General features: G+C 67.0%; 23 protein-coding genes. 15 read left to right on the plus strand and 8 right to left on the minus strand.

Annotated elements, in window-relative coordinates; all coding sequences use genetic code 11:
• Positions 1-158: 158 nt before the first annotated feature.
• From BSY239_RS06230 to BSY239_RS06285, 12 genes are all read left to right on the plus strand, one after another.
• Positions 159-1,175 (plus strand): porin, encoded by a 1,017-nt coding sequence (locus tag BSY239_RS06230; RefSeq protein ID WP_069046083.1) that lies wholly within the window; start codon positions 159-161, stop codon positions 1,173-1,175.
• 108 nt (positions 1,176-1,283) lie between these two features.
• Positions 1,284-2,243 carry a Bug family tripartite tricarboxylate transporter substrate binding protein gene (locus BSY239_RS06235; protein ID WP_069046084.1) on the plus strand — a complete coding sequence of 320 codons (960 nt, stop codon included), beginning with the start codon at positions 1,284-1,286 and terminating at the stop codon, positions 2,241-2,243.
• Positions 2,244-2,442: 199 nt separating this feature from the next.
• On the plus strand, positions 2,443-2,970 hold the full coding sequence (locus BSY239_RS06240; protein ID WP_069048820.1) for a tripartite tricarboxylate transporter TctB family protein: 528 nt from the start codon (positions 2,443-2,445) through the stop codon (positions 2,968-2,970).
• A 22-nt stretch (positions 2,971-2,992) separates the two neighbouring features.
• Positions 2,993-4,483 carry a tripartite tricarboxylate transporter permease gene (locus BSY239_RS06245; RefSeq protein WP_069048821.1) on the plus strand — a complete coding sequence of 497 codons (1,491 nt, stop codon included), beginning with the start codon at positions 2,993-2,995 and terminating at the stop codon, positions 4,481-4,483.
• Positions 4,484-4,707: 224 nt separating this feature from the next.
• The gene (locus BSY239_RS06250; RefSeq protein ID WP_069046085.1) at positions 4,708-6,189 is read left to right on the plus strand and encodes a sigma-54 interaction domain-containing protein; all 1,482 of its coding nucleotides are present in this window, start codon (positions 4,708-4,710) and stop codon (positions 6,187-6,189) included.
• A gap of 164 nt (positions 6,190-6,353) precedes the next feature.
• Positions 6,354-7,562 carry a substrate-binding domain-containing protein gene (locus tag BSY239_RS06255; protein WP_069046086.1) on the plus strand — a complete coding sequence of 403 codons (1,209 nt, stop codon included), beginning with the start codon at positions 6,354-6,356 and terminating at the stop codon, positions 7,560-7,562.
• A 144-nt stretch (positions 7,563-7,706) separates the two neighbouring features.
• Complete coding sequence (locus tag BSY239_RS06260) at positions 7,707-8,468, plus strand: ABC transporter ATP-binding protein (RefSeq protein WP_069046087.1); 762 nt, start codon at positions 7,707-7,709, stop codon at positions 8,466-8,468.
• Complete coding sequence (locus BSY239_RS06265) at positions 8,465-9,199, plus strand: ABC transporter ATP-binding protein (RefSeq protein WP_069046088.1); 735 nt, start codon at positions 8,465-8,467, stop codon at positions 9,197-9,199. The genes BSY239_RS06260 and BSY239_RS06265 overlap by 4 nt, the downstream gene beginning before the upstream one ends.
• Positions 9,196-10,185 (plus strand): branched-chain amino acid ABC transporter permease, encoded by a 990-nt coding sequence (locus BSY239_RS06270; protein WP_069046089.1) that lies wholly within the window; start codon positions 9,196-9,198, stop codon positions 10,183-10,185. The genes BSY239_RS06265 and BSY239_RS06270 overlap by 4 nt, the downstream gene beginning before the upstream one ends.
• Before the next feature lie 10 nt (positions 10,186-10,195).
• Entirely contained in the window at positions 10,196-11,296 is a 1,101-nt protein-coding gene (locus BSY239_RS06275; protein ID WP_069046090.1) for a branched-chain amino acid ABC transporter permease, read from the plus strand.
• Positions 11,293-12,159 (plus strand): alpha/beta fold hydrolase, encoded by an 867-nt coding sequence (locus BSY239_RS06280; protein ID WP_069046091.1) that lies wholly within the window; start codon positions 11,293-11,295, stop codon positions 12,157-12,159. Before BSY239_RS06275 ends, BSY239_RS06280 begins: the two co-directional genes overlap by 4 nt.
• A gap of 104 nt (positions 12,160-12,263) precedes the next feature.
• Positions 12,264-12,542 carry a hypothetical protein gene (locus tag BSY239_RS06285; protein WP_156775424.1) on the plus strand — a complete coding sequence of 93 codons (279 nt, stop codon included), beginning with the start codon at positions 12,264-12,266 and terminating at the stop codon, positions 12,540-12,542.
• 93 nt (positions 12,543-12,635) lie between these two features.
• Here BSY239_RS06285 and hemH read toward each other — a convergent pair whose 3' ends face one another.
• Positions 12,636-13,727 carry a ferrochelatase gene (gene hemH, locus BSY239_RS06290; protein WP_069046093.1) on the minus strand — a complete coding sequence of 364 codons (1,092 nt, stop codon included), beginning with the start codon at positions 13,725-13,727 and terminating at the stop codon, positions 12,636-12,638.
• A 31-nt stretch (positions 13,728-13,758) separates the two neighbouring features.
• On the opposite strand from hemH, the gene BSY239_RS06295 reads away from it, so the two are divergent.
• Together BSY239_RS06295 and BSY239_RS06300 are read left to right on the plus strand one after the other, a co-directional pair.
• Positions 13,759-14,481 carry an HAD family hydrolase gene (locus BSY239_RS06295; protein ID WP_236944143.1) on the plus strand — a complete coding sequence of 241 codons (723 nt, stop codon included), beginning with the start codon at positions 13,759-13,761 and terminating at the stop codon, positions 14,479-14,481.
• A gap of 25 nt (positions 14,482-14,506) precedes the next feature.
• Positions 14,507-15,157, plus strand: coding sequence for a glutathione S-transferase family protein (locus BSY239_RS06300; protein WP_069046095.1), 651 nt, complete (start codon positions 14,507-14,509; stop codon positions 15,155-15,157).
• 10 nt (positions 15,158-15,167) lie between these two features.
• On the opposite strand, the gene BSY239_RS06305 is transcribed toward BSY239_RS06300, so the two are convergent.
• The 3 genes from BSY239_RS06305 to hpnD form a co-directional block, all read right to left on the minus strand.
• Complete coding sequence (locus tag BSY239_RS06305; RefSeq protein ID WP_069046096.1) at positions 15,168-15,629, minus strand: SH3 domain-containing protein; 462 nt, start codon at positions 15,627-15,629, stop codon at positions 15,168-15,170.
• A gap of 91 nt (positions 15,630-15,720) precedes the next feature.
• Positions 15,721-17,052, minus strand: coding sequence for a hydroxysqualene dehydroxylase HpnE (gene hpnE / locus BSY239_RS06310; protein ID WP_069046097.1), 1,332 nt, complete (start codon positions 17,050-17,052; stop codon positions 15,721-15,723).
• 256 nt (positions 17,053-17,308) lie between these two features.
• Complete coding sequence (gene hpnD, locus BSY239_RS06315; RefSeq protein WP_069046098.1) at positions 17,309-18,175, minus strand: presqualene diphosphate synthase HpnD; 867 nt, start codon at positions 18,173-18,175, stop codon at positions 17,309-17,311.
• Between the two features lie 206 nt (positions 18,176-18,381).
• On the opposite strand from hpnD, the gene BSY239_RS06320 reads away from it, so the two are divergent.
• Positions 18,382-18,699, plus strand: coding sequence for a high-potential iron-sulfur protein (locus BSY239_RS06320; RefSeq protein ID WP_069046099.1), 318 nt, complete (start codon positions 18,382-18,384; stop codon positions 18,697-18,699).
• A 36-nt stretch (positions 18,700-18,735) separates the two neighbouring features.
• Here BSY239_RS06320 and BSY239_RS06325 read toward each other — a convergent pair whose 3' ends face one another.
• The 4 genes from BSY239_RS06325 to chlG are packed head-to-tail and all read right to left on the minus strand — an operon-like array spanning position 18,736 to position 22,485.
• Complete coding sequence (locus BSY239_RS06325) at positions 18,736-19,020, minus strand: hypothetical protein (protein WP_069046100.1); 285 nt, start codon at positions 19,018-19,020, stop codon at positions 18,736-18,738.
• Complete coding sequence (locus tag BSY239_RS06330; protein WP_069046101.1) at positions 19,017-20,231, minus strand: geranylgeranyl diphosphate reductase; 1,215 nt, start codon at positions 20,229-20,231, stop codon at positions 19,017-19,019. The genes BSY239_RS06325 and BSY239_RS06330 overlap by 4 nt, the downstream gene beginning before the upstream one ends.
• Positions 20,228-21,601, minus strand: coding sequence for a BCD family MFS transporter (locus BSY239_RS06335; protein ID WP_069046102.1), 1,374 nt, complete (start codon positions 21,599-21,601; stop codon positions 20,228-20,230). Before BSY239_RS06335 ends, BSY239_RS06330 begins: the two co-directional genes overlap by 4 nt.
• Positions 21,598-22,485, minus strand: coding sequence for a chlorophyll synthase ChlG (chlG, locus tag BSY239_RS06340; protein WP_083239836.1), 888 nt, complete (start codon positions 22,483-22,485; stop codon positions 21,598-21,600). Before chlG ends, BSY239_RS06335 begins: the two co-directional genes overlap by 4 nt.
• Between the last annotated feature and the right edge of the window lie 139 nt (positions 22,486-22,624).

The following is a 22,624-nucleotide window of genomic DNA, read 5'->3' on the forward strand; positions in this document are numbered from 1 at the left end:
GGGCACGGGCTCCTCGCTGTCCGAGCGCTCCACAGGGTTTGTACGGATGCGATGGACAGCGGACTGACAGCCTGTGAACCGAGCATGCAGCCTGTCCGATTGCCGCAGCGGACAAGGCAGTCAAATTGCGGAGTTGTCCATCCATTCGTGAGATCTATATGAAAAAAAATGCGATCGCCCTGGGCGTTCTGGGGCTGTTCAGCGGGCTGGCATTTGCCCAGTCGTCCGTGACCCTGTACGGCGTCGTTGACGTGGCGCTGGAGCGCCTCAAAGGCGCGACCTCGATCACCCGCATGGCGTCGGGCCAGCAGCAAGGTTCCCGCTGGGGTGTGCGCGGCACGGAAGACCTGGGCGGCGGCCTCAAGGCCACGTTCGTGCTGGAGTCCGGCATCAACGCGCAATCGGGCACGCAGGGGCAGGGCGGTCGGGCCTTTGGTCGCCAGAGTTTCGTCGGGCTGGGCGCTGGCTGGGGCACGGTGCGCCTGGGCCGCCAGTACACGCCCATGGACGACATCGCCGGCATCGTCGGCACCAAGACCTACGACGTGCTGAGCGTGGTGCCCATCATCGGCAACGGTGACTACAACCGGGTGGACAGCGCCATCACCTACGTCTCGCCGATCGTGGCCAACACCGTGTTCCAGCTGCAGCACAGCCTGGGCGACGGGCGTGCCGCCACCGATCCGAGCAAGGACTTCGCCAAGCAGGTCAGCGCGCACGCGCTGTACGCCAATGGGCCACTGACCGCCGGCATTTCGCTGATGCAGGTGACCGACGCCGACGGCGTGCTCGCCGGCAAGCAGGGCCGCGACGCGGTGCTGCTGGCGGGTGCCTACGACTTCGGCAGCTTCAAGCTGTCGGCCTATTACGACGCGGAAGACAAGGCCGCGAAGAAGCTCAAGGTCTATGGTCTGGCCGCGGCGTTCAAGTTTGGCGAGACCACGGTGTCGGTGGGCGCGGCGCAGGCCAAGGACGTGAACGGTTCGGCCGCTGCCGCCAGCGACGACGCGCGCCTCTACACGCTGCAGGCCAGCCACAACCTGTCCAAGCGCACCGCCATCTACGGGCACCTCACTGCGGTGGACAACGACACCGCTTCCGCGCTGGGCTTCAACAGCCCGGTGGCGGGATCGAATTCCAACGGCATCCAGGTCGGCTTGCGCCACCGCTTCTGATCACCCCAGTCTCGCGATGCAGGGTTTTCCCTAGCTCGCGGGACAGCGGATTGACAGGGATCAGCCGCAAGATCACAACGTCAGATCACACACAGCAGGAGACACACCATGCGTCGCGACACCTTCCTCAAATCCCTGGCCGCCCTGGCCGCCGCCGGCGCCTTGCCCAACGTGGCCTGGGCCAATGCCAACATCAAGATGATGATCCCCGCCAACCCCGGGGGCGGCTGGGACGGCACCGGCCGTGCGCTGGGCGAAGCCCTGCGCGACGCAGGTGTGGCCTCTTCGGTCACGTTCGAAAACAAGGGCGGTGCGGCTGGCGCCATTGGCCTGGCCCAGTTCTTCAATGCCAGCAAAGGCGATCCGAACGCGTTGATGGTCATGGGCGCCGTCATGCTCGGCGGCATCATCACCGGCAAGCCACCGGTGTCCGTCACCCAGCTCACGCCCATTGCCCGTCTCACCACCGAGTACAACGTGTTCGTGCTGCCGGCCAACTCACCCTACAAGACCATGAAGGACGTGGTCGAGCAGCTCAAGAAGGACCCGGGCAGCATCAAGTGGGGCGGCGGTTCGCGCGGCGCCACCGAGCACATTGCCGCCGCGCAGATCGCGCAGTCGGTCGGCGTGCCCGCGTCCAAGATCAACTACGTGCCCTTCCGTGGCGGCGGTGAAGCAGTGGCGGCCATCCTGGGCGGCAACGTCACCGTGGGCGGCAGCGGCTTCAGCGAATTCCAGCAGTACATCGAGAGCGGCAAGATGCGCGCGATCGCTGTCACATCGGCGCAGCGCGTCAAGGGCATCGACGTGCCCACGCTGAAAGAGCAGGGCATCGACGTGGAGATCGGCAACTGGCGCGGCGTCTACGGCGCGCCCGGCATCACCCAGGCCCAGCGCGACGCGCTGACCGCCATGGTGGTCAAGGCCACGCAGAGCAAGGCCTGGGCGGCTGCCTTGGAGAAAAACAACTGGACGCCCGCGCTGTTGACCGGCAAGGCGTTTGACGAATTCGTGGACAAGGACTTTTCCTCGCTGCGTGCCACCATGGTCCGCGCCGGCATGGTCTGAACCCGGAAGCACCCCCTGCGCCGCTTTGCGGCTTCTCCCTCTCTGGCGCGCCTGCGGCGCCGGGAGGGGGACGGCATCTGGGGCCGGCGGAGCCGGACCCTCGATGTCCCTGGACGGGGTTGCTTCTCTCGCTCCCTCTCCCTCTGGGAGAGGGCAGGGGTGAGGGCTGCGGCCCCGCCAACTTTTTGTGAGCATGGACATGGATTCCTTTGAACCCCAGGCACCCGCCAACCACCGTCCCGGCCAGCTCGCCTTGGGCATCGGCGCCCTCATCGTGGCGGCGGTGCTGGCCTGGGGTGCGATGGACATTCCTTCCGACGCGGGCTATGCCGGTGTCGGCCCCAATTTTTTGCCCTGGGTGATCAGCGCGGCGCTCGGCCTGTGCGGCGTGATGCTGATCCGCGAGGTGCTCACCGGCGGTTACCGCCAGATGGAAGAGCCCTCGGGCGCGGCGCGTGGCGACTGGCGCGCGCTCGCCTGGGTGTCCGCCGGTGTGTTGCTCAACGCATCGCTCATCACCACCATCGGTTTCATCCTGAGTTGTTCGCTGTGTTTTGTGTTCGCGGTTCGCGGCCTGCGCGCGAGCGAAGGCAAGCCGGCCGGCAATTTGAGCCAGACCGCGAAAGACGCGGTCACCGGCATGCTGATCGCGGCACCGGTGTACTGGCTTTTCACCAAATTGCTCGCGGTGAACCTGCCGGGCATCACGGCCGGCGGCTGGATCTGAACGCCAAGGCTGCACCACCATGATGGACACCTTCACCCAATTGCTGGGCGGCTTTGCCACCGCCGGCACCCCGATCAACCTGCTGTGGGCGTTTGCCGGCTGCGCGCTGGGCACGGCCATCGGCGTGCTGCCTGGCCTGGGCCCGGCCGTGACCGTGGCCATGCTGTTGCCCATCACGGGCCAGGTTGAACCCACGGCTTCGATGATCTTTTTCGCCGGCATCTACTACGGCGCCATGTACGGCGGCTCGACCACGTCGATCCTGCTCAACACGCCGGGTGAGACCGGCACCATGGTCACCGCGCTCGAAGGCTTCAAGATGGCCAAGAGCGGGCGTGCCGGCGCGGCCTTGGCCAGCGCGGCCATCGGCTCGTTTGTGGCCGGCACCATCGCCACCGTCCTGGTCACGCTGTTCGCGCCGGTGCTCGCACAGTTCGCGGTGCAACTCGGCCCGCCAGAATATTTTTGCCTGATGCTGCTGGCTTTCACCACCGTGAGCGCGGTGCTGGGCCAGAGCACGCTGCGCGGCCTCACCGCGCTGTTCTTCGGCCTGGCGCTGGGCCTGATCGGCATCGACCAGATCACCGCGCAGGTGCGCTACACCGCTGGTGTGCTGGAGTTCATGGACGGCATCGAGGTGGTGCTGGTGGCGGTGGGCTTGTTTGCCGTGGCCGAGGCGCTTTACAACGCGCTGTACGAAGGCCGCAGCCCGGCCATGATGAACAAGATGACCCGCGCCCACATGACGCGCAGCGAATGGCGCCGCTCATGGCCCGCCTGGCTGCGCGGCACGGCCATCGGTTTTCCGTTCGGCACCATCCCGGCCGGCGGTACCGAGATCCCCACCTTCCTGAGTTACGCCACCGAGCGCAAGCTGGCCAGCCCCGAGCACAAGGCCGAGTTCGGCACCACGGGCGCGATTGAAGGCGTGGCCGGCCCCGAGGCGGCGAACAACGCTGCCGTGACCGGCACGCTGGTGCCGCTGCTCACGCTGGGCATTCCCACCTCGGTGACGGCGGCCATTCTGCTGAGCGCGCTGCAGAACTACGGCATCAACGCCGGTCCGCAACTGTTCCAGACCTCGTCGGCGCTGGTGTGGGCCTTGATCGCATCGCTCTACATCGGCAACGTGATGCTGCTGGTGCTCAACCTGCCGATGGTGGGGCTTTGGGTCAAGCTGCTGAAGATCCCGCGCCCGCAGCTCTACGCCGGCATCCTGATCTTCGCCACGGTGGGCGTGTACGGCATGCGCCAGAGTTCGTTCGACCTGTTCCTGATGTACGGACTGGGTCTCTTGGGTGTGGTGATGCGCCGCTACGACTTCCCCACGGCACCGGTGATCGTGGGTTTGATCCTGGGCCCGATGGCCGAGGCACAGATGCGCAACGCGTTGTCCATCGGCGAGGGCAGCTTCATGGTGTTTCTGGAACGTCCGATGTCGGCCACGTTGCTGGCGGTGGTGGTGTTGGTGTTGCTGGTGCCTCGGTTGTTGGCGCGGCGGGTTGCTGTTTAGGGTGGCACCTCGAGGGCTCGCGGACGCGGCGTGCGCTGCTCCGCGGCTGTCCCCCGGCGGCTGGCGCCGCCTCCTCCTTTACGCCGCTGCGCAGCGCACGCCGCGCCCGCGAGCCTGAAGTGATGTTTGCTTGCCGATGACCGGACCCACCGGAGAAAGCCGGCCGGAGAAAGCAGGGGGTTCCACCTCATGGACCCGATACCCACCGGGGGTACCATCCCAGCATGATCCGGGACGACCGACTTCCGCGCGACGCGCAAAGCATTCTTGAACTGGCCGCCAGGTCCATGTTCGACCTGTTTGCGAACGCCAGCGAGGGCATGATGCTGGTCGACCGCAATGCCCGCGTGGTGTGGATCAACGACCAGTACCGCCGTTTTTTGCCTGCACTCGGGTTCCAGCGCGAAGAAGACTTTGTCGGCCACCCGGTCTCCAGCGTCGTGCAGAACACGCAGATGCACCAGGTGCTGGCCACCGGCAAACCCATCCTCATCGACCTGCTGACCAACAAGGCCGGCACGTTTGTTGTCAGCCGCATTCCGCTGCGCGACGACGCGGGCGAAGTCATCGGCGTGCTCGGCATCGTGCTGTTCGACCATCCCGAGACCACGCTGCAGCCCCTCATTTCCAAGTTCGCACGCCTGGAGCAGGACCTGATCGATGCGCGCCGCGAACTCGCCAGCCAGCGCCGCACCAAGTACACCTTTGCCAGCTTCGTGGGCAGCAGCGCCGCCGCACTCGAGGTGAAACGCCAGGCGCGGCGCGCCGCGCAGTCCGCCAGCCCGGTGTTGCTGCTGGGCGAGACCGGTACCGGCAAGGAACTGCTGGCGCACGCGATCCACGCGGCCTCGCCGCGCGCCGGCCGGCCGTTTGTGAGTGTGAACATGGCTGCCGTGCCCGACACCTTGCTCGAGGCCGAGTTCTTCGGTGTGGCGCCGGGCGCCTACACCGGCGCCGACAAAAAGGGCCGCGACGGCAAATTCAAACTGGCCGACGGTGGCACGCTGTTTCTCGACGAGCTGGGTGACATGCCGATGTCGGTGCAGGTCAAGCTCTTGCGCGCTTTGCAGGAGGGCGAGATCGAGCCGCTGGGCTCGAACAAGCTGGTGTCGTTTGACGTGCGCGTGGTGGCCGCCACCTCGCGCGATCTGCAGCAGATGGTGCGCGACGGCAGCTTTCGCGAAGACCTCTACTACCGGCTCAACGTGTTGCCGATCCGTGTGCCCCCGCTGCGTGAGCGGCAGGACGACATTGCGCTGTTGATCGAAGCGCTGTGCGAAGACATCGCCGCGCGCGGCGGTGGCGCGCAGCTGGAGCTGTCCGCCGACGCGCAGGCCCTGCTGGCCGCGCAGCCCTGGCGCGGCAACATCCGCGAACTGCGCAATGTGCTGGAGCAGCTCGCGCTGCGCAGCGACACGCACCACATCGCGGGCTCGCAGGTGGGCCTGGTGTTGCAGGAGGCCGGGCTGCCTGCGCTCGCTCCGGCCGCCGCCGTGCGCCTGCCGCTGCGCGCCGCTGTGACCGATGCCGTGCGCCCGCTGCCCGAGCAGATTGCCGAGCTGGAGCACCGAGCCATCGCGCAGGCGCTGGTGCACACGGGTGGCAACCGCACGGCCGCCGCCAGGTTGCTGGGCATCTCGCGCGCCAGCCTGTACGACCGGCTCGCCACCATGGGATCGGCGTCTGAAGTTCAGACAATCGACTGAAATTCAGGCAATTGGACTTGGGTGATGCGTCTGAAATTCAGGCGGTTCATCGGGTTGACCTGAAAAAGCCCAGCGAAATCAACGGCCGTGCGCACTGGCACGAAGCCTGCAATGTCTGAACACGGCCCAAGGCTGTGATCCGTTCAAAAACCAGGAGACAAGACATGACCAACCCCACCCGCCGCCTGGCGGTCATCGCGCTCGCCTGCACCACCGCTTTCGGTGCCTCGATGGCCATGGCTCAAGCCAACAAGGGCGAGATCCGCATCGCCCACATCCACAGCAAGACCGGCCCGCTCGAGGCCTACGCCAAGCAGACCCAGGCCGGCCTGATGATGGGCCTGAACTACGCCACCCAAGGCACCATGATGGTCGCGGGCAAAAAGCTCGTCGTGATCGAGAAGGACGACCAGGGCAAGCCCGACGTGGGCAAGAGCCTGCTCGCCGCCGCGTATGCCGACGACAAGGTGGACCTGGCCATTGGCCCGACCGCCTCGCCCGTGGCGCTGGCCATGCTGCCGGTGGCCGAGGAATACAAAAAGATCCTGCTGGTCGAGCCCGCCGTGGCCGATTCGATCACCGGCGACAAGTGGAACAAGTACATCTTCCGCACCGGGCGCAACAGCAGCCAGGACGCCGCCGCCAACGCCGTGGCGCTGGACCAGCCAGGCAACGTGGTGGCCTTGCTCGCCAACGACAACGCCTTTGGTCGCGACGGCGTGAAGGCCACCAAGGACTTCATGAAGAAGGCCAAGATCGTTCACGAGGAATACCTGCCCGTGGGCACGACCGACTTCACCGCCGGCCTGCTGCGCATCGTCGACAAGCTCAAGGACCAGCCGGGCACCAAGTACATCTCGGTGGGCTGGTCGGGTGCGCCCACGCCGTTTTCCAAGATCGCCGAAATGGACCTGGAAAAGCGCTACGGCATCAAGCTCGCCACGGGTGGCAACATCCTGCCGGCCATGGTGGCTTACAAGCAGTTCCCCGGTATGGAAGGCGCGCTGTACTACTACTTCGGCATCCCGAAGAACCCGGTGAACGACGCCATGGTGGCCGAGCACTACAAGCAGTTCAAGGCGCCGCCGGACTTCTTCACGGCCGGTGGTTTTTCGGCGGCGATGGCGGTGGTGACGGCGCTCAAGAAGACCAATGGCGACACCAACACCGAGAAGCTCATCAGCACCATGGAGGGCATGAGCTTCGACACGCCCAAGGGCAAGATGACTTTCCGCAAGGAAGACCACCAGGCCATGCAGAGCATGTACCACTTCAAGATCAAGGTGGACCCCGCGTTTGCGTGGGGTGTGCCTGAGCTGGTGCGGGAGATCAAGCCTGAAGACTTGGCGATTCCCATCCGGAACAAGAGGTAAGAACCCCCTGCGCCGCTCACGCGGCTTCCCCCTTGAAAGGGGGACAACACCTGCGGCCCGGCGGAGCCGGTTCCGCGGTGTTTCTGGAAGTTCGCCGCACTTGCGGCTCACGGCACACCGCTGCCTCATGCGGAGAGTCCTTCAATGCTTGAAACCCAAGACCTCACGGTCCGCTTCGGCGGGCACGTGGCGGTGAGTGCTGTCTCCTGCGCGTTCGCGCCGGGCACGCTGACCGCCATCGTCGGCCCCAACGGCGCCGGCAAGACGACCTACTTCAACCTGATCTCCGGGCAGATCAAGGCCAGCGCGGGCAGCGTGCGTCTCGGTGGCCACGACATCTCGTCGCTCGGTGCGCCGGCGCGTGCGCAGGCCGGGCTGGGCCGCGCCTTCCAGCTCACCAACCTGTTTCCCAACCTGACGGTGCAGGAAAACGTGCGCCTGGCGGTGCAGGCCAAGGCGAAGGCCGGGCTGAACCTGTGGCGCATCTGGAGCGACCGTCGTGACCTGCTGGAGCGCGCCGACGAAGTGCTGGAGACGGTGTCACTGATTGAGAAGCGCGACGCACTGGCCAGCAGCCTGCCGCACGGCGACCAGCGCAAGCTGGAAGTGGCCATCCTCATGGCACTCGATCCGCTGGTGTTCATGTTCGACGAACCCACCGCCGGCATGAGCGTGGACGAGGTGCCGGTGGTGCTGAACCTGATTCGCCAGCTCAAGAACGACAAGACCAAGACCATCCTGCTGGTCGAACACAAGATGGATGTGGTGCGCGAACTCTCGGACCGCATCATCGTGCTGCACAACGGCGAACTGGTGGCCGACGGCGACCCCGCCGAAGTCATTGCGTCACCCGTGGTGCAGCAGGCCTACCTCGGCATCAACCCGACCGAAGAGGAGGCTGCATGAGCAACCTCTTGACTTTGAGTGGCGTCCACACCCACATCGGCGCGTACCACATCCTCCACGGCGTGGACCTCGTGGTGCCGGCCAACCAGCTCACCATGCTGCTCGGCCGCAACGGCGCGGGCAAGACGACCACGCTGCGCACCATCATGGGCCTGTGGCACGCGAGCCAGGGCACGGTGACGCTGGATGGGGTGGACATCACGAAGCAGCCCACACCCGACACCGTACAAAGCGGCGTGGCCTACGTGCCCGAGAGCATGGGCATCTTCTCCGACCTCTCGGTGCGCGAGAACATGCTGCTCGCCGCGCGCGGCGCGCGCACGCTCGACGACATCGACACCACACGGCTCGAATGGATCTTCGGCCTGTTCCCCGCCATCAAGAAGTTCTGGCTGCACCCCGCCGGCAAGCTGAGCGGCGGGCAGAAGCAGATGCTGGCGGTCTCGCGCGCTATCGTCGAGCCGCGCAAGTTGTTGCTGATCGACGAGCCCAGCAAGGGCCTGGCGCCCGCGATCATCCAGAACATGATCGCGGCCTTCCGCGAACTCAAGGCCGCCCAGACCACCATCCTGCTGGTCGAGCAGAACTTCAACTTCGCGCGCCAGCTCGGCGACTCCGTGGCCGTGATGGACGACGGCCGTGTGGTGCACAGCGGCTCGATGGCCGAACTGGCCGCCGATGAAGCCATGCAGTCCCGATTGCTCGGTCTCTCTTTGGGATCACACCAATGACACTCCTCAAAGCCGACTTCGACTGGAAGCCGCTCGCGCTCGTGCCCGCGCTCGCGCTCATCGCCTTGCCCGCCGTGGGCAGCGGTTCCACCTGGATCACGCTCACCGTGGCCGGGCTGGCCATGGGCATGATCATCTTCATCATCGCCTCGGGCCTCACGCTGGTGTTTGGCCTCATGGACGTGCTGAACTTCGGCCACGGCGTGTTCATCGCACTCGGTGCCTTCGTGGCCACCACGGTGCTGGCCAGCATGACCAGCTACACCCAGGCCGACAGCCTCTGGCTCAACCTCATGGCCTTGCTGCCGGCCATGCTGGTGGCCATGGCGGTGGCCGGAGCGCTGGGCTGGGTGTTCGAGCGCCTCATCATCCGCCCGGTGTACGGCATGCACCTCAAGCAGATCCTCATCACCATGGGCGGCATGATCATTGGCGAAGAGATGATCAAGGTCATCTGGGGCCCGGGGCAGATCGCGCTGCCGCTGCCGGAGAGTTTGAGAGGCTCCTTCATCTTTGGCGACGCCGCGGTGGAGAAGTACCGCCTGCTCGCGGTGCTGGTGGGCGCGGCCGTGTTCGCGGCCATGGTGTGGACGCTCAACCGCACCAAGGTCGGCCTGCTGGTGCGCGCCGGCGTGCAGGACCGCGAGATGGTCGAGTCGCTCGGCTACCGGATCCGCCAGCTCTTCATCGGCGTGTTCGTGGTGGGCAGTGCGCTGGCCGGCCTGGGCGGCGTGATGTGGGGCCTGTACCAGCAGACCGTGTTGCCGCAGATGGGCGCGCAGGTCAACGTGTTGATCTTCATCGTCATCATCATCGGCGGCCTGGGCTCCACCACGGGTGCGCTCATCGGCGCGCTGCTGGTGGGCCTGATGGCGAACTACACCGGTTTCCTGGCGCCCAAGGTCGCGCTGTTTTCCAACATCGCGCTGATGGTGGCCATCCTGTTGTGGCGGCCGCAGGGTGTGTACCCCGTGACCAATCGCTGAGGAGCCGAACATGATGTCCCGACTCCTTTCCAACGACCTGCCGCGCAGCCGCTGGCTCACCGCCTTGCTGGTGGTCCTGTTCCTCGGCCTGCTGTTCGCGCCTTTCCTGTTCCCCGGCGTGAAGGCGCTCAACGTGGCGGCCAAGGTGCTGATCTTCGTGGCGCTGGTGGCCAGCTTTGATTTGCTGCTGGGCTACACCGGCATCGTGAGTTTTGCCCACACCATGTTCTTCGGCATCGGCGCCTATGGCGTGGCGATCTCGCTGAACTCGGCCGAGCAGGCGGGTTGGGGTGCGCTGGCCGTGGGGGTGTTCTGCGCGCTGCTGATCTCGCTGCTGCTGTCGCTGCTCATCGGCCTGTTCTCGTTGCGCGTGAAGGCGATCTTCTTCGCCATGATCACGCTGGCCGTGGCCTCGGCTTTCCTCACGCTGGCCTCGCAACTCTCCGACTTCACCGGCGGCGAAGACGGCCTGAGCTTCCGCGTGCCCGAGCTGCTCTCGCCCGGCTTCATGCTGCGGGAGACGCCGCTGGTCACACCGTTGGGCGAGGTCGATCTGAACGGCCGCCTGATCACCTACTACCTGATCTTTGTGGCCGTCACCGCGATCTTCCTGACCATTCTGCGCATCGTGAATTCGCCGTTCGGGCGTGTGCTGCAGGCCATCCGCGAGAACGACTTCCGCGCCGAGGCGCTGGGCTACCGCACGGTGGTGTACCGCACGCTGTCCAACGTGCTGTCGGCCTCGTTCGCCACGCTCGCCGGCTGCCTGCTCGCGATCTGGCTGCGTTACCAGGGGCCCGACACCTCGCTCTCGTTCGAGATCATGCTGGACATCCTGCTCATCGTCGTGATCGGCGGCATGGGCACGCTCTACGGTGCACTCATCGGCAGCGTGATCTTTGTGCTGGCACAGAGCTACCTGCAGGACCTGCTGCGCGTGGCCGGCACCGCCACCGAAGGCATCCCGTTGCTGCCCGCGCTGCTCACGCCCGACCGCTGGCTGCTCTGGCTGGGCGTGCTGTTCGTGCTCTCGGTCTACTACTTTCCCACCGGCGTGGTGGGCAAGCTCAGGGAGCGCGCGGCGTTGGTGCGCTTGAAGGGACTGAAATGAAACCGCAAGCCGCCGTGGTGCCGCGCTCGCGTTACCTCGTGTGCGAAGGCCGCGAGATCCACTTCATGGACTGGCAACCCGAAATCGCAGCTGGCCCCGTGGTGGTCGCATGGCACGGCCTGGCCCGCACCGGGCGCGACATGGACCCGCTGGCCGCGCACCTGAGCGCACAAGGCTGGCGTGTCATCTGCCCCGACACCATCGGCCGCGGTCTCAGCCAGTGGAGCCCGAAGCCCGAGACCGAGTACTGCCTCGACTTCTACAGCCGCATTGCCACCGCACTGGTGGACCAGCTCGGCCTGCAGCGCTTCCACTGGGTCGGCACCTCCATGGGCGGCGCCATCGGCATGGTGTGCGCGGCCGGCGCGCTGCGCGGACGCATTGAACGGCTGGTGCTCAACGACATCGGCCCCAAGACGGCGGACGCGGCGATTGCGCGCATCCGCAGCTACGCCGGCAACCCGGCCGCCTTCGACACCGTGGGTGAGCTGCAGCAGTACTTCCGCACCATCTACAAGCCCTATGGATATTTGAGCGATGCGCAGTGGACGCTGCTCACCGAGAGTTCCACCCGCCGCCTGCCCGACGGCCGCGTGACGCCGCACTACGACCCGGCGATGGTCCAGCAGTTCACGCACCACCCAGCCGACTACGAACTGTGGCCGACCTTCGAGCGCATCGACGTGCCGGTGTTGTGCCTGCGCGGCGCCGACTCGGATCTGCTGCTGGCCGACACGGCAGAGGCCATGCGCGACCGCGGGCCGCGCGCGCTGGTGGTGACCATCGCCGGATGCGGGCATGCGCCGGCGCTCAACGTGCCCGAGCAGTTCGAGCTGGTGCAGCGGTTTCTGGCGGGCCACTGAGGTCGCTCCCGCTGGAGGGTGCGACGCAAAGCGTGCGTTTGCGAACAGCGTCGTTCTTCGCAATCCGATAGTGTTGCTGCTTCATGCACCCACGGAGAAGCACCATGCCCATGACCAGCCGCAGCGACGTCGATCATTCCCAACCATCCTCCATTGAGCATCTCAAGGCCATGGATGACGCCCGCGACGGTATCCCCGGCGAACACTGGCTGGTGCTGGGCGCAGGGCTCGCTGCCTGGGCGCTCACGCGCAAGAGTCCGTCGTTTGCGGTTCGCTCGCTCGGCATGTTGGCGGGCACGGCCCTGGTGGGCCGGGCGGCCAGTGGCCGCGATGGCCTGAGCAAGGTGCTGCGCTGGACACCACTGGGCGGGCGCGTCAGGTAGTTGACTGCACGCGCCCCGATCAGGGTGCCACCCGACGAATTCCAGGTTCCGGGCCCGTCTCCGTCAAACGACGGGTCTGGCCGCTGACAGGGCTCAGTCCTTCGCGCCGATTGCCAGCGCCCGTTCGCGGCTGGCCTGCAGCTCCATCGGGTTGTCGGCGCTCTTGGTGGCCCAGCCTTGCAGGTGCTGCTCGGCCACGTCGCTGAGCGCGCGGATCCACTCGGGCTGGTCGTTGAGGCAGGGGATGTACTGGAAGCTGCTGCCGCCGGCGTGCAGAAACGCTTCACGCGCTTCCATGTTGATCTCTTCCAGGGTTTCCAGGCAGTCGCTGGTGAAGCCGGGGCAGACCACGTCAACGCTTTTCAAACCCTTGCCAGCGAGGTCGATCAGCGTGGGCTCGGTGTAGGGCTCCAGCCACTTGGCCTTGCCGAAGCGCGACTGGAAGGTGACCTTGTAGCGGTCCTTGGGCAGGCCCAGCTGTTCGGCCAGCAGGCGTGCGGTCTTGTGGCATTCGCAGTGGTAGGGGTCGCCCAGTTGCAGGGTGCGCTCGGGCACGCCGTGAAAGCTCATCACCAGTTGTTCACTCTGGCCGTGCGCCATCCAGTGCGCGCGGATGGTCTTGGCCAGCGCGTGGATGTAGCCCGGGTGGTCGTGGTAACGGTTGATGAAGCGCAGCTCGGGCAGGTTGCGCACCTTGGCCGCCCAGTTCATCACGCCGTCGACCACACTCGCCGTGGTGGTGGCGCTGTACTGAGGGTAGGCCGGCAACACCAGCACGCGGGTCACGCCCTCGGCCCTGAGTTCGTCCATCACCGAGGCAATCGACGGGTTGCCGTAACGCATGGCGTAACGCACCGTGACCTGGTGACCGCGTTCGCCCAGGTAGCCGCGCAGCAGCGTGGCCTGGCGTTCGGTCCACACCTTCAGCGGTGAGCCCTCGGGCATCCAGATGCCGGCGTACTTGGCCGCTGATTTTTTGGGCCGCACGCGCAGGATGATGCCGTGCAGGATCAACATCCAGACGAAGCGCGGGATCTCCACCACGCGCTGGTCGCCCAGGAACTCGGCGAGGTAGCGGCGCAGAGCGGGGGCGGTGGGTTCGTCGGGGGTGCCCAGGTTGCACAGCAGAACTGCGGTGCGAGCGGCTTGGCCGTGTTTGTAGGGCGGTTCGGTGTTGAAGGGCATGCGCTATTCTCTCGCAAGCATGAAAACCCCCATGAGTACAGACCTCCCGGCACCTGTTGTGCTGGACCCCAGCCGCATCCGCGCCATCAGCATCGATCTCGATGACACGCTCTGGCCCATCTGGCCCACCATCGAGCGCGCCGAGGCCATGCTGGCCAACTGGCTCGCGCAACACGCTCCCGCCACCGCCCGGCTCTATGCCACGCCCGGCGCCCTGCGCGAAGCGCGCAACCACCTGCAGACGCTGCGACCCGATCTTGCGTACGACCTCAGTGCCTTGCGGCGCGAGTCGATCCGGTATGTATTGCACCGCGCGGGCGACGATCCCGCGCTGGCCGAGCCGGCGTTCGATGTGTTCTTTGACGAGCGCCAACGCGTGCAGCTGTTTGAAGACGCCATGCCGGCGCTGGAATGGTTGAGCACGCGATTTCCGGTGGTGGCGGTGTCCAACGGCAACGCCGACGTGCACCGCGTGGGCCTGGGGCACCACTTTCACGCGGCCTTCAACGCGCGCGAGTTCGGTGTGGGCAAGCCCGACCCGCGCATCTTCCACGCCGCGGCCGATGCCGCGGGTGTGGAAGCCACCGAGGTGCTGCACATCGGTGATGACGCGGTGCTCGACGTGGTGGGTGCGCTGCGTGCCGGCATGCAGGTGGCCTGGGTCAACCGCACCGGAATGGCCTGGGAACACGCACCGCTGCAGCCGCACGCCACCGTGGCCGACCTGATGGACCTGTGCCGTCAGATCGGCTGATGTTTCTTTCCCCACCTCGTTCAGCATGAGCCTCACGATCTACGGCATCCCTGCGTCCCGCGCGGTGCGCCCCTTGTGGGCCGCCACCGAACTCGGCCTCGACTTCCGGCACGAGAAGCTGGACTACCGGGGCGGCGGCACGCGCACGCCGGCGTTTCTGGCCATCAACCCCAATGGCCATGTGCCGGCCATCGTCGATGCGCGGCCCGAGGGAGATGTGGTGCTGTGGGAGAGCATGGCTTGTGCGCTCTACATCGCGCGCCACCACGGGGTGGCCGACGGGGTGAGCATCACACCGGCCACGCCGCGCGAAGACGCCGAGGCCTTGCGCTGGAGCTTCTGGGCCGTGACGGAAGCCGAGGCCGACGCGCTGACCGTGCTGATGCACCGCCTGGCGATGCCCGAGGAGCGGCGCAAACCGGAACTCGCCGAGGCCGCAGAGCGCCGTCTGGTGGTGCCGCTGCGCGTGGTCGAGCAGCACCTGCAACGGCAGAAGGACGCGGGCCAGGCCTTTCTCGCGGCCTCTCGGTTCACCGTGGCCGACGTCTGTGCGGCCAGCGTGCTCAACTGGGCGCGCCCCTCGCAGGTGCTGATGGCCGACCACCCGCTCACGCACGACTGGATCCTGCGCTGCATGGCGCGACCAGCCTATCTTCAGGTGCGCGAGTTCGACTGAACGTCGGCTTTCAGAAACCCCAGAGCAAGCGCTTCGCGATCCAGCCGCTCACGCCTTCGCTGCGCTCCACGCGCACCCAGTCGGCGCGCTTCTCGCGGGTGCGCAGGAGCTCCCCGTATTCAAGGCGTCCCACGATGCGGTGCTGCGTGCCCGGTCCGGCGCGCAGGTTGGCCACCTTGGACTTGACCACATGGTGCGGCGTGTTGCCGGTGAGCGAACGCGCGACCCAACCGGTGTCGCCTTCGAAGTCGCGCACCCGGACCCAGCTGCCCTTGCGCCCGGTGATCTGCAGCGGATAACCCCGCTTCAGTTCCCACAACACCGCCGTGTGCGTGCCCGGGCCTTCGCGCATGTTGAGCGTGCTGCCCTTGACGCTCACCATGCTCTGCGCGTTGGCTGCCGTGTTGAAAAGTGTCGCGAGACACAGCGAGGTGGTGAGCAACAGTGTTCGGGTGGGGCTGGTCAGGTTCATCCTGCGGGGGTCCTTGGTGGTGGGTTGAAAAAAGTTACATCCGTGGGAACGCATGTGTCTGCAGAGGTTCCCTTGACGTGCGCTCGTCGGCTCATTCGTTGGCCAGCCGCGCCGCGGCCAGGCCGCTGCGCACCGACGCTTCGAGCGTGGCGGGGTAGGGCCCTTGCACATAGTCGCCTGCGGCGAACAGTCCGGGCGCCATCAACGCGCCGGGGCGCTCCAGGCCGGGCGTGCAGGCGAAGGTGGCGCGTTTCTCCACCACGGTGATCAGGGGCTGCAGGCTCAGGCCCAGCTGGCGCTCACCTTGTTGCAGCACACGCGCCTGCAGCTCGTCGCGCTCGCCGCTGCTCGCGCTCACCACGAAGGCCAGCACGCCGGTGTCGTCGGGGTTGAGTTGCCCGCGGTCGAACACGAACTGCGCGGGGGCGGCGTGCGCATCGGGCTCGGCGCGCAGAGCCAGCATGGGCGCAGACAGCCGCGCGCCGGGTGCAAACGCGTAAACCGTGGTGATGGCGGTGAAGTGCAGGGCATGGGCCGACAGCGCCCAGCTGGCGAGGGTCTCGTTGTCGTCTGCGTGGGCCAGCAGGGTCTGCGCGGCCACGCTGGCGGGCGTGGCCCAGACCACGCAGTCGAAGGCCTCGTCCACACCTTCACCCGTCAGGCGCCACCGACCTGCGTGGTTCAGCAGGCCTGTGATGCGGGCGCCCATGTGAATGCGGCTGGAACTCCCATGGTGCCGCTGCAGCCACAGCGCGGCGGCCGATGGAAACAGGCTGCCGAGATCGGTGCGCGGCAACAGCAGGTTGGAGGCGCCGAAGCCCGCTGCGCCACGACCGAACAAGGCGTCCTGCATGACCCGCAGGAACACGCTGGCGCTCGCGTGCGACGAAGGCAGGTTGAGTGCCGATACACACAGGGGTTCGATCAGCTCCTGCACCACCCGGTCGGGCAGGTTTTCGCAGAGCTGTTCCACCGTGGCGGTGGGCTCGCAGAGAAAGCCTGCCATCTGCCAGCCCAACGATGCACGGATCAGCGCCAGGCGCTCGCCCCAGGTCCAGCCGCGCGCGGTGGCGATCGCCGCCAGCGCATCGAGCGGTGCCGGCCAGCGCGCGGCCCAGGTGGGTGTTTGCAGGCCCGTGCCGTCGGGGTAGGGCAGCGAGAGCGGCAGCGCCATCAGCGCCTGCGGCAGGTCCAGCCCCACGCGTTGCATCAGGGCCAGGGTCTCGCTGTACGCGCCGATCAGGATGTGCTGGCCGTTGTCCAGCGTGATGGGTGTGCCGTCGGGCATTTCGGTGCCCAGCGCGCGGGCACGGCCGCCGAGGGCGCGTGTGGCTTCAAACACCGTGACGTCCATGCCCAGACCCGCAGCCTCCACCGCCGCGGCCATGCCGGCCCAACCTGCGCCGACGACGGCGAGCTTCATGCCAGCCCCGCCGCCGGGCAGCCCCAAGGCGGGTCAGCCCCCTCGGGGGGCAGTGGACCACGCGAAGCGGGGGAGCGTGGGGGCGACGGCCTCGCCGCCGGGCCGCCCCAAGGCGGGTAAGCCCCCTCGGGGGGCAGTGGACCACGCGAAGCGGGGGAGCGTGGGGGCGACGGCCTCGCCGCCGGGCCGCCCCAAGGCGGGTCAGCCCCCTCGGGGGGCAGCGACCCGCTCCAGCGGTGGAGCGTGGGGGCCATCCTCATAGTCTTCCGAGGGCTTGCACTTTCCAGGCCAGCCAGAACTTGCGCAGCGGCGTGAGGCTCACGCGCTGCGTCAGCACCAGCAGCGGGTCGGCAGCGATCTCCTGCAGCAGGGTGCGGTAAATGCTGGCCATCATCAAGCCGGGCTTCTGCGCACTGCGGTCGGCTGCGGGCAAAAGGGCCAGGGCGTCGTCGTAGGTCTGCAGCGCGCGCGTGCACTGGAACTGCATGAGGGCGGTGAAGCGGCGCTTGAAATCGGCCTCGTCGGTGCCGGGTGCAGCGCCTCGTTGCAGCAGTTCGTGCGCCTTCACGTTGAAGCTCTGCAGCTCGTTGACCGGCAGGTAGATGCGACCGCGTGCCGCATCTTCGCCCACGTCGCGCACGATGTTGGTGAGCTGGAAGGCCAGGCCCAGCCGGTGGGCGTAGGCGGTGGTCTGCAACTGGGTCTGGCCGAAGATGTTGGCGGCCACCTCGCCCACCACGCCGGCCACCAGATGGCAGTAGCGCTGCAGGTTGGCGAAGTCGAGGTAACGGTTCTGCTCCAGGTCCATCTGGCAGCCGTCGATCACGGCGTTCAGGTGCCGGGCTTCAATGGCGTAGGCGGTGCTCAGCGGCATGAGGGCGCGCATCACCGGGTGGGTGGGCGAGCCGGCAAACGATTGCGCCACCTCGCGACGCCACCAGGCCAGCTTGGTCTGGGCCACAGCCGGGTCACTCACCTCGTCGACCACATCGTCCACCTCGCGGCAGAACGCATAAAAGGCGGTGATGGCGGCGCGGCGCTCGGCGGGCAGGAACAGAAAGGCGTAGTAGAAGCTGCTGCCCGAGGCCGCGGCTTTTTGCTGGACGTAGTCTTGTGGGGTCATGGGCGCGTTTTTCCCACAAGTGTACGTACCCCTTGCTTCGCGCAGCCACACGGGTGTCCATGCCATGCATCCCTTGGCCTTTGGCCCGAAAACCCCGGCGCCGCAATAGTCCATTGCCGCACTCAAGCGCTTGGGTTTGTCAGCCCGGCTTAAGACGGCGCGACGTAGGATGCTTCGGCAATCCTGCAATCCCCACGAGGTGACAAATGAACGGTTCCAATCGTCGTGTCTTCATGCTTCAAGTCGCTGCCAGCGGTACCGCGCTCATGGCGGCTTCGGCGGCCCAGGCGCAAGCCGCCATGGTCAACGAGAAGGATCCCCAGGCCGCAGCCCTGGGTTATGTGGCCGACACCACCAAGGTCGATGCCAAGAAGTTTCCCAAACACGCCGCTGCACAGATGTGCAGCAACTGTCAGGTCTACGCAGGCAAGCCCGCCGACCCGGCAGGCCCTTGCGCGATCTTCCCCGGCAAGCTGGTGGCCGGCAAAGGCTGGTGCAGCGCCTACGTCAAGAAAGCCGGCTGACACCCGTGGTTGTGGAGCGCTGGCGCTGCCAGCGCCCTACTTGAAAGAGGGCTGGCGTTGCCGCCAGCGCCTCGTGATGTCCCAGCCGTGTGCCAGGCCTGATGCGCTCAGGCACACCGCGACCCAGGGCCATGGCAGCCCGCCGAGCGCGGCGCGAACGGCCAGCATCAGGCACAGGCCCGAGAGCATGTTCAAGGCGTAGTCATCCTGGGCCAGCCCTTGGCCCGTGAGGCGGTGGTACATCCAGAGCCCGACCCCTTCCAGCACGGTGAAGACGATCACCGCGTCCAGCAGCCAGCGGATCTGCCAGAAATCGTTCACACCCGCGCAAAGCCCAGCAGGTGGCTCACGTCTTTGAGGAAGATGCGCACGTGTGCCATGGGCTTCTTGCGCGTGAGCTGCTTGTTCATGTAGGACTCGAAGGTGAGCTGCTGCACGTCGCGGTCCTCGCAGATCTTCACGAAGCGCTCGCGACGCTTCTCGTTGACGTACCAGAACCACTGCATGATGCCGAGCACCGTGAACACGGTGCCGTGCAGCTTCATGAAGCGCTTGCGTGCCAGCCTGAGCGCGCGCACATCGCCCGTGGCCAGCAACTCGTGGGCCGCCTGCGCGGCGAGTTCGCCGCCGAGCATGGCGTAGTAGATGCCTTCGCCCGAGGCCGGCGCCACCACTCCCGCAGCATCGCCGGCCAGCACCACGTCGCGGCCGTTGTCCCAGCGTTTCAGCGGCTTCATGGGCAGCGGCGCACCCTCGCGGCGCAGCGTCTCGCAGCCGGCCAGGCCACTGGCTTCGCGCATCTTCTGCACCGAGCCACGCAACGAAAAGCCCTTGTCGGCGCTGCCGGTGCCGATGCTCATGGTGTCACCGTGCGGGAACACCCAGCCGTAGAAGTCGGGTGAAAAGCGGCCCTGGTAGTACACGTCGCAACGCGTGCCGTCGTAATCCGCAGGCTGCGCTTCCTGTGCGGGCGCGCGCACGATCTCGTGGTACGCGAACACGTACTGCGTGTCCTCCACGCCGGGCACGGCGCCCTGGCGCGCCACCTGCGACTTCGCGCCGTCAGCACCCACGATCACACTGGCGCGCACCTGTGCCGGTGTGCCCTCGCCACGCTGGTGGCGCTCGCGCGCGCTGTAGTGAACAACGCTGGTGCCGTCGGCATCGCGGCTGAGTTTTTCAAACACGCCGGTGCGCCGCACCGCACCGGCGGTGGCGGCGCGTGCCCGCAGCCACTCGTCGAACGACTCGCGGTTGACCATGCCCACAAAGCCGTTGTCGATCGGGATGTCGACGTGTTTGTTGGAGGGCGCGATCATGCGCGCGCACTGCGCCTTGGCCACCAGCAACTCGTCCGGGATCGCGAAATCCTTGATCAGGCGCGGCGGGATCGCGCCTCCACACGGCTTGATGCGGCCGGCCCGGTCGAGCAGCAGCACCGAGCGGCCCTGGCGGGCCAGCTCGTGCGCCGCCGTGGCACCGGCGGGGCCGCCACCGATCACCACCACGTCGAAGGTTTCGTCTGTGTTCATGACAGTTGCCTGGGGTTGGGGCCGGCGGCAAAGACGTCACCAGCTTTGGAAAACGGGGAGAGGCGGGATGGGGCTTTGGCCGCCGGTGCCGAGATGCGCCAGGCGAGAGCCGCCGAGAGCAGGAACAGCAAACCTTCGAGGGCGAACACAGCCGCATAGGCCGACCCGGGTGTGGCGATGAGCCAGCGGGCCAGGTCGCTCGCACCGGTGCCGACCAGGCCACCGATGCCGAACGCCACAGCTTGCGCCGCGCCCCACAGACCCATGCGAACCCCTTCGCGCGCCTGCCGGCCCTCGCTCGCGAGCCGCATCATGGAACCGATGGCGCCGATGGAAAACGCGCCGTTGGCCAGGCCCAGCGCAAACACGGTGGCCTTGAGTGGCGCACCTTCGCCCTGCAGGCCCGCCAGCGTGAGTCCGAACAAGGCCAGCGCCGACGCGACGCAGCCGCCAATCGTCCAGCCGCGCAGAGACCCGATGCGGCCGAGCAGCGGGTGCGCGGGAAACCGCGCGGCCAGCGCGCCCGAGAACGCCACCAGCAACATGCCGGCCAGCACGCCGCCGTGTTGCACGCCCGAAAGCTGGGTGGACGCGCCCGGCGTGTAGCCGAAGACCGTGCCGGCAAAGGGCTCCAGGATCAGGTCTTGCGCGCTGTAGGCCAGCATGGAAACGAACACGAAGATGGTGAAGCGGCGGGCCACCGGTTCGCTCCAGACCTGGGCCAAGGCCTGTTTGAAGTGGGGTGCATCACCTGCGGGCCGCTCGTAGCGGGCATGTGCACCTTCGAGCCCGCGCAGGGCCACCACGGCGAGCCCGAAGGCGACAAGCGACACACCGGCCGTCACGGCCAGCAGGCGCTCGGGCGAGTAGGGCTCCAGCAAGTGGCCGGCCAGACCCGCGGTGAGCGCGAAGCCCGCGATCATCATCATCCAGACCAGCGTGGCCGCACCCGCACGCCGTGTGGCGGGCACGCGTTTGGCCAGCATCACCAGCAGCGACGTCCCGCTGGCGCTCACGCCCAGCCCCACGAGTGCAAAGCCGGACACAGCGAGGGCAATGCCTGCCGTGCGGTCGGTGGCCATCCACACCGTGCCCAACGCCGCGACCACGCCGCCCGCACCCAGCACCGCCATGCCGCCCACGATCCAGGGCGTGCGGCGCCCACCCACGTCGGAGCCGTGGCCCATGCGCGGGCGCGCGATCTGAACGAGGTAGTGCAGGGCGACCAGCATGCCCGGCAGCAGCGCGGGCAGGGCCAGCTCCACGACCATCACGCGGTTGAGCGTGGAGGTGGTGAGCACGACGATGGCACCCAGCGCCATCTGCACCAGGCCGAGGCGCGCGATGCTGCCCCAGCCAAACGGTGTCATGCGCCCGCTCCTGTCATCGACCGCAGCGCAAAGGCGCTGACCATCATTCCGGACACGAACAGCGGCACGCCGAAACCGCTGTACCAGAGCGCGCGCGGTGTCGGATCGGCGAGAAAGCGTCGCATCAGCACCGTCTGGGCCGCCAGCAGACCGGCCACACCGGCCGCGTGCCACGGCTGGCCCCAACCCAGCAGCAGCGCAATCACCACCACCTGCGGTACCGCCATGAGCCAGCAGGCCACGCGTGCGGCGCCCTGCACGCCCAGCTGCACCGGCAGCGAGCGCACGCCCATCTGACGGTCGCCAGCCACGGCCTTGAAATCGTTGAGTGTCATGATGCCGTGCGTGCCGGCGCTGTAGAGCGCGGCCAGCACCAGCGATTCACCGCCGGGCATGGCACCGCCGGCCATCACGGCCGCACCGGTGATCCAGGCAATGCCTTCGTAGCTGATGCCGCAGGCTGCGTTGCCCCACCAGCCGTTTTCCTTCAGACGCACGGGTGGCGCACTGTAGGCCCAGGCCAGCAGCAGGCCCAGCGCAGCGGCGCCAAAGCCCCATGGTCCCAGCAAGGTCGCCACGGCCAGCGACACCACTGTCCACAGAATCGCAAGGTACAGACCCCAGTGGCCCGGGATGCGTCCGGAGGGAATGGGCCGTTGCGGTTCGTTGATGGCGTCCACATGGCGGTCGTACCAGTCGTTCACCGCCTGACTCGTCGCGCACACCAGCGGCCCGGCCAACGCCACCCCCACCACCGCCAGCAACCAGCGCCCGTCCATCGACACCCCCGAGGCCACCACCCCGCAGGCAAACGCCCACATGGGCGGAAACCAGGTGATCGGTTTGAACAGTTCCGTGACAGCCGAGAGGGCGGGGAGTTGCATGGAAAAGGTTGTACCTCTCCCATCAACAAGTGTCAAAGAAAAATGACACTCAAGGTGTAAACCGAGGGAAACCCCGGATGAAGGGGGCGGCGGCGCAGCCGTACCGCCAAAAAAAAACCAGCCGGAGAAGAGGCTGGTT

The organism is Hydrogenophaga sp. RAC07 (assembly GCF_001713375.1).
Classification (GTDB): Bacteria; Pseudomonadota; Gammaproteobacteria; order Burkholderiales; family Burkholderiaceae_C; genus Hydrogenophaga.

Bases quoted from the DNA above. Each gene is read 5' to 3' on its own strand.
- BSY239_RS06250 (WP_069046085.1), top strand. From the start codon at position 4,708: ATGATCCGGGACGACCGACTTCCGCGCGACGCGCAAAGCATTCTTGAA.
- BSY239_RS06285 (WP_156775424.1), top strand. From the start codon at position 12,264: ATGCCCATGACCAGCCGCAGCGACGTCGATCATTCCCAACCATCCTCC.
- hpnE (WP_069046097.1), bottom strand. From the start codon at position 17,052: ATGAAGCTCGCCGTCGTCGGCGCAGGTTGGGCCGGCATGGCCGCGGCG.
- BSY239_RS06320 (WP_069046099.1), top strand. From the start codon at position 18,382: ATGAACGGTTCCAATCGTCGTGTCTTCATGCTTCAAGTCGCTGCCAGC.
- BSY239_RS06335 (WP_069046102.1), bottom strand. From the start codon at position 21,601: ATGACACCGTTTGGCTGGGGCAGCATCGCGCGCCTCGGCCTGGTGCAG.
- BSY239_RS06280 (WP_069046091.1), top strand. From the start codon at position 11,293: ATGAAACCGCAAGCCGCCGTGGTGCCGCGCTCGCGTTACCTCGTGTGC.
- BSY239_RS06255 (WP_069046086.1), top strand. From the start codon at position 6,354: ATGACCAACCCCACCCGCCGCCTGGCGGTCATCGCGCTCGCCTGCACC.
- BSY239_RS06265 (WP_069046088.1), top strand. From the start codon at position 8,465: ATGAGCAACCTCTTGACTTTGAGTGGCGTCCACACCCACATCGGCGCG.
- BSY239_RS06245 (WP_069048821.1), top strand. From the start codon at position 2,993: ATGGACACCTTCACCCAATTGCTGGGCGGCTTTGCCACCGCCGGCACC.
- BSY239_RS06260 (WP_069046087.1), top strand. From the start codon at position 7,707: ATGCTTGAAACCCAAGACCTCACGGTCCGCTTCGGCGGGCACGTGGCG.
- BSY239_RS06240 (WP_069048820.1), top strand. From the start codon at position 2,443: ATGGATTCCTTTGAACCCCAGGCACCCGCCAACCACCGTCCCGGCCAG.
- hemH (WP_069046093.1), bottom strand. From the start codon at position 13,727: ATGCCCTTCAACACCGAACCGCCCTACAAACACGGCCAAGCCGCTCGC.
- BSY239_RS06305 (WP_069046096.1), bottom strand. From the start codon at position 15,629: ATGAACCTGACCAGCCCCACCCGAACACTGTTGCTCACCACCTCGCTG.
- chlG (WP_083239836.1), bottom strand. From the start codon at position 22,485: ATGCAACTCCCCGCCCTCTCGGCTGTCACGGAACTGTTCAAACCGATC.
- BSY239_RS06295 (WP_236944143.1), top strand. From the start codon at position 13,759: ATGAGTACAGACCTCCCGGCACCTGTTGTGCTGGACCCCAGCCGCATC.
- BSY239_RS06300 (WP_069046095.1), top strand. From the start codon at position 14,507: ATGAGCCTCACGATCTACGGCATCCCTGCGTCCCGCGCGGTGCGCCCC.
- BSY239_RS06270 (WP_069046089.1), top strand. From the start codon at position 9,196: ATGACACTCCTCAAAGCCGACTTCGACTGGAAGCCGCTCGCGCTCGTG.
- BSY239_RS06330 (WP_069046101.1), bottom strand. From the start codon at position 20,231: ATGAACACAGACGAAACCTTCGACGTGGTGGTGATCGGTGGCGGCCCC.
- BSY239_RS06275 (WP_069046090.1), top strand. From the start codon at position 10,196: ATGATGTCCCGACTCCTTTCCAACGACCTGCCGCGCAGCCGCTGGCTC.
- BSY239_RS06235 (WP_069046084.1), top strand. From the start codon at position 1,284: ATGCGTCGCGACACCTTCCTCAAATCCCTGGCCGCCCTGGCCGCCGCC.
- BSY239_RS06230 (WP_069046083.1), top strand. From the start codon at position 159: ATGAAAAAAAATGCGATCGCCCTGGGCGTTCTGGGGCTGTTCAGCGGG.
- hpnD (WP_069046098.1), bottom strand. From the start codon at position 18,175: ATGACCCCACAAGACTACGTCCAGCAAAAAGCCGCGGCCTCGGGCAGC.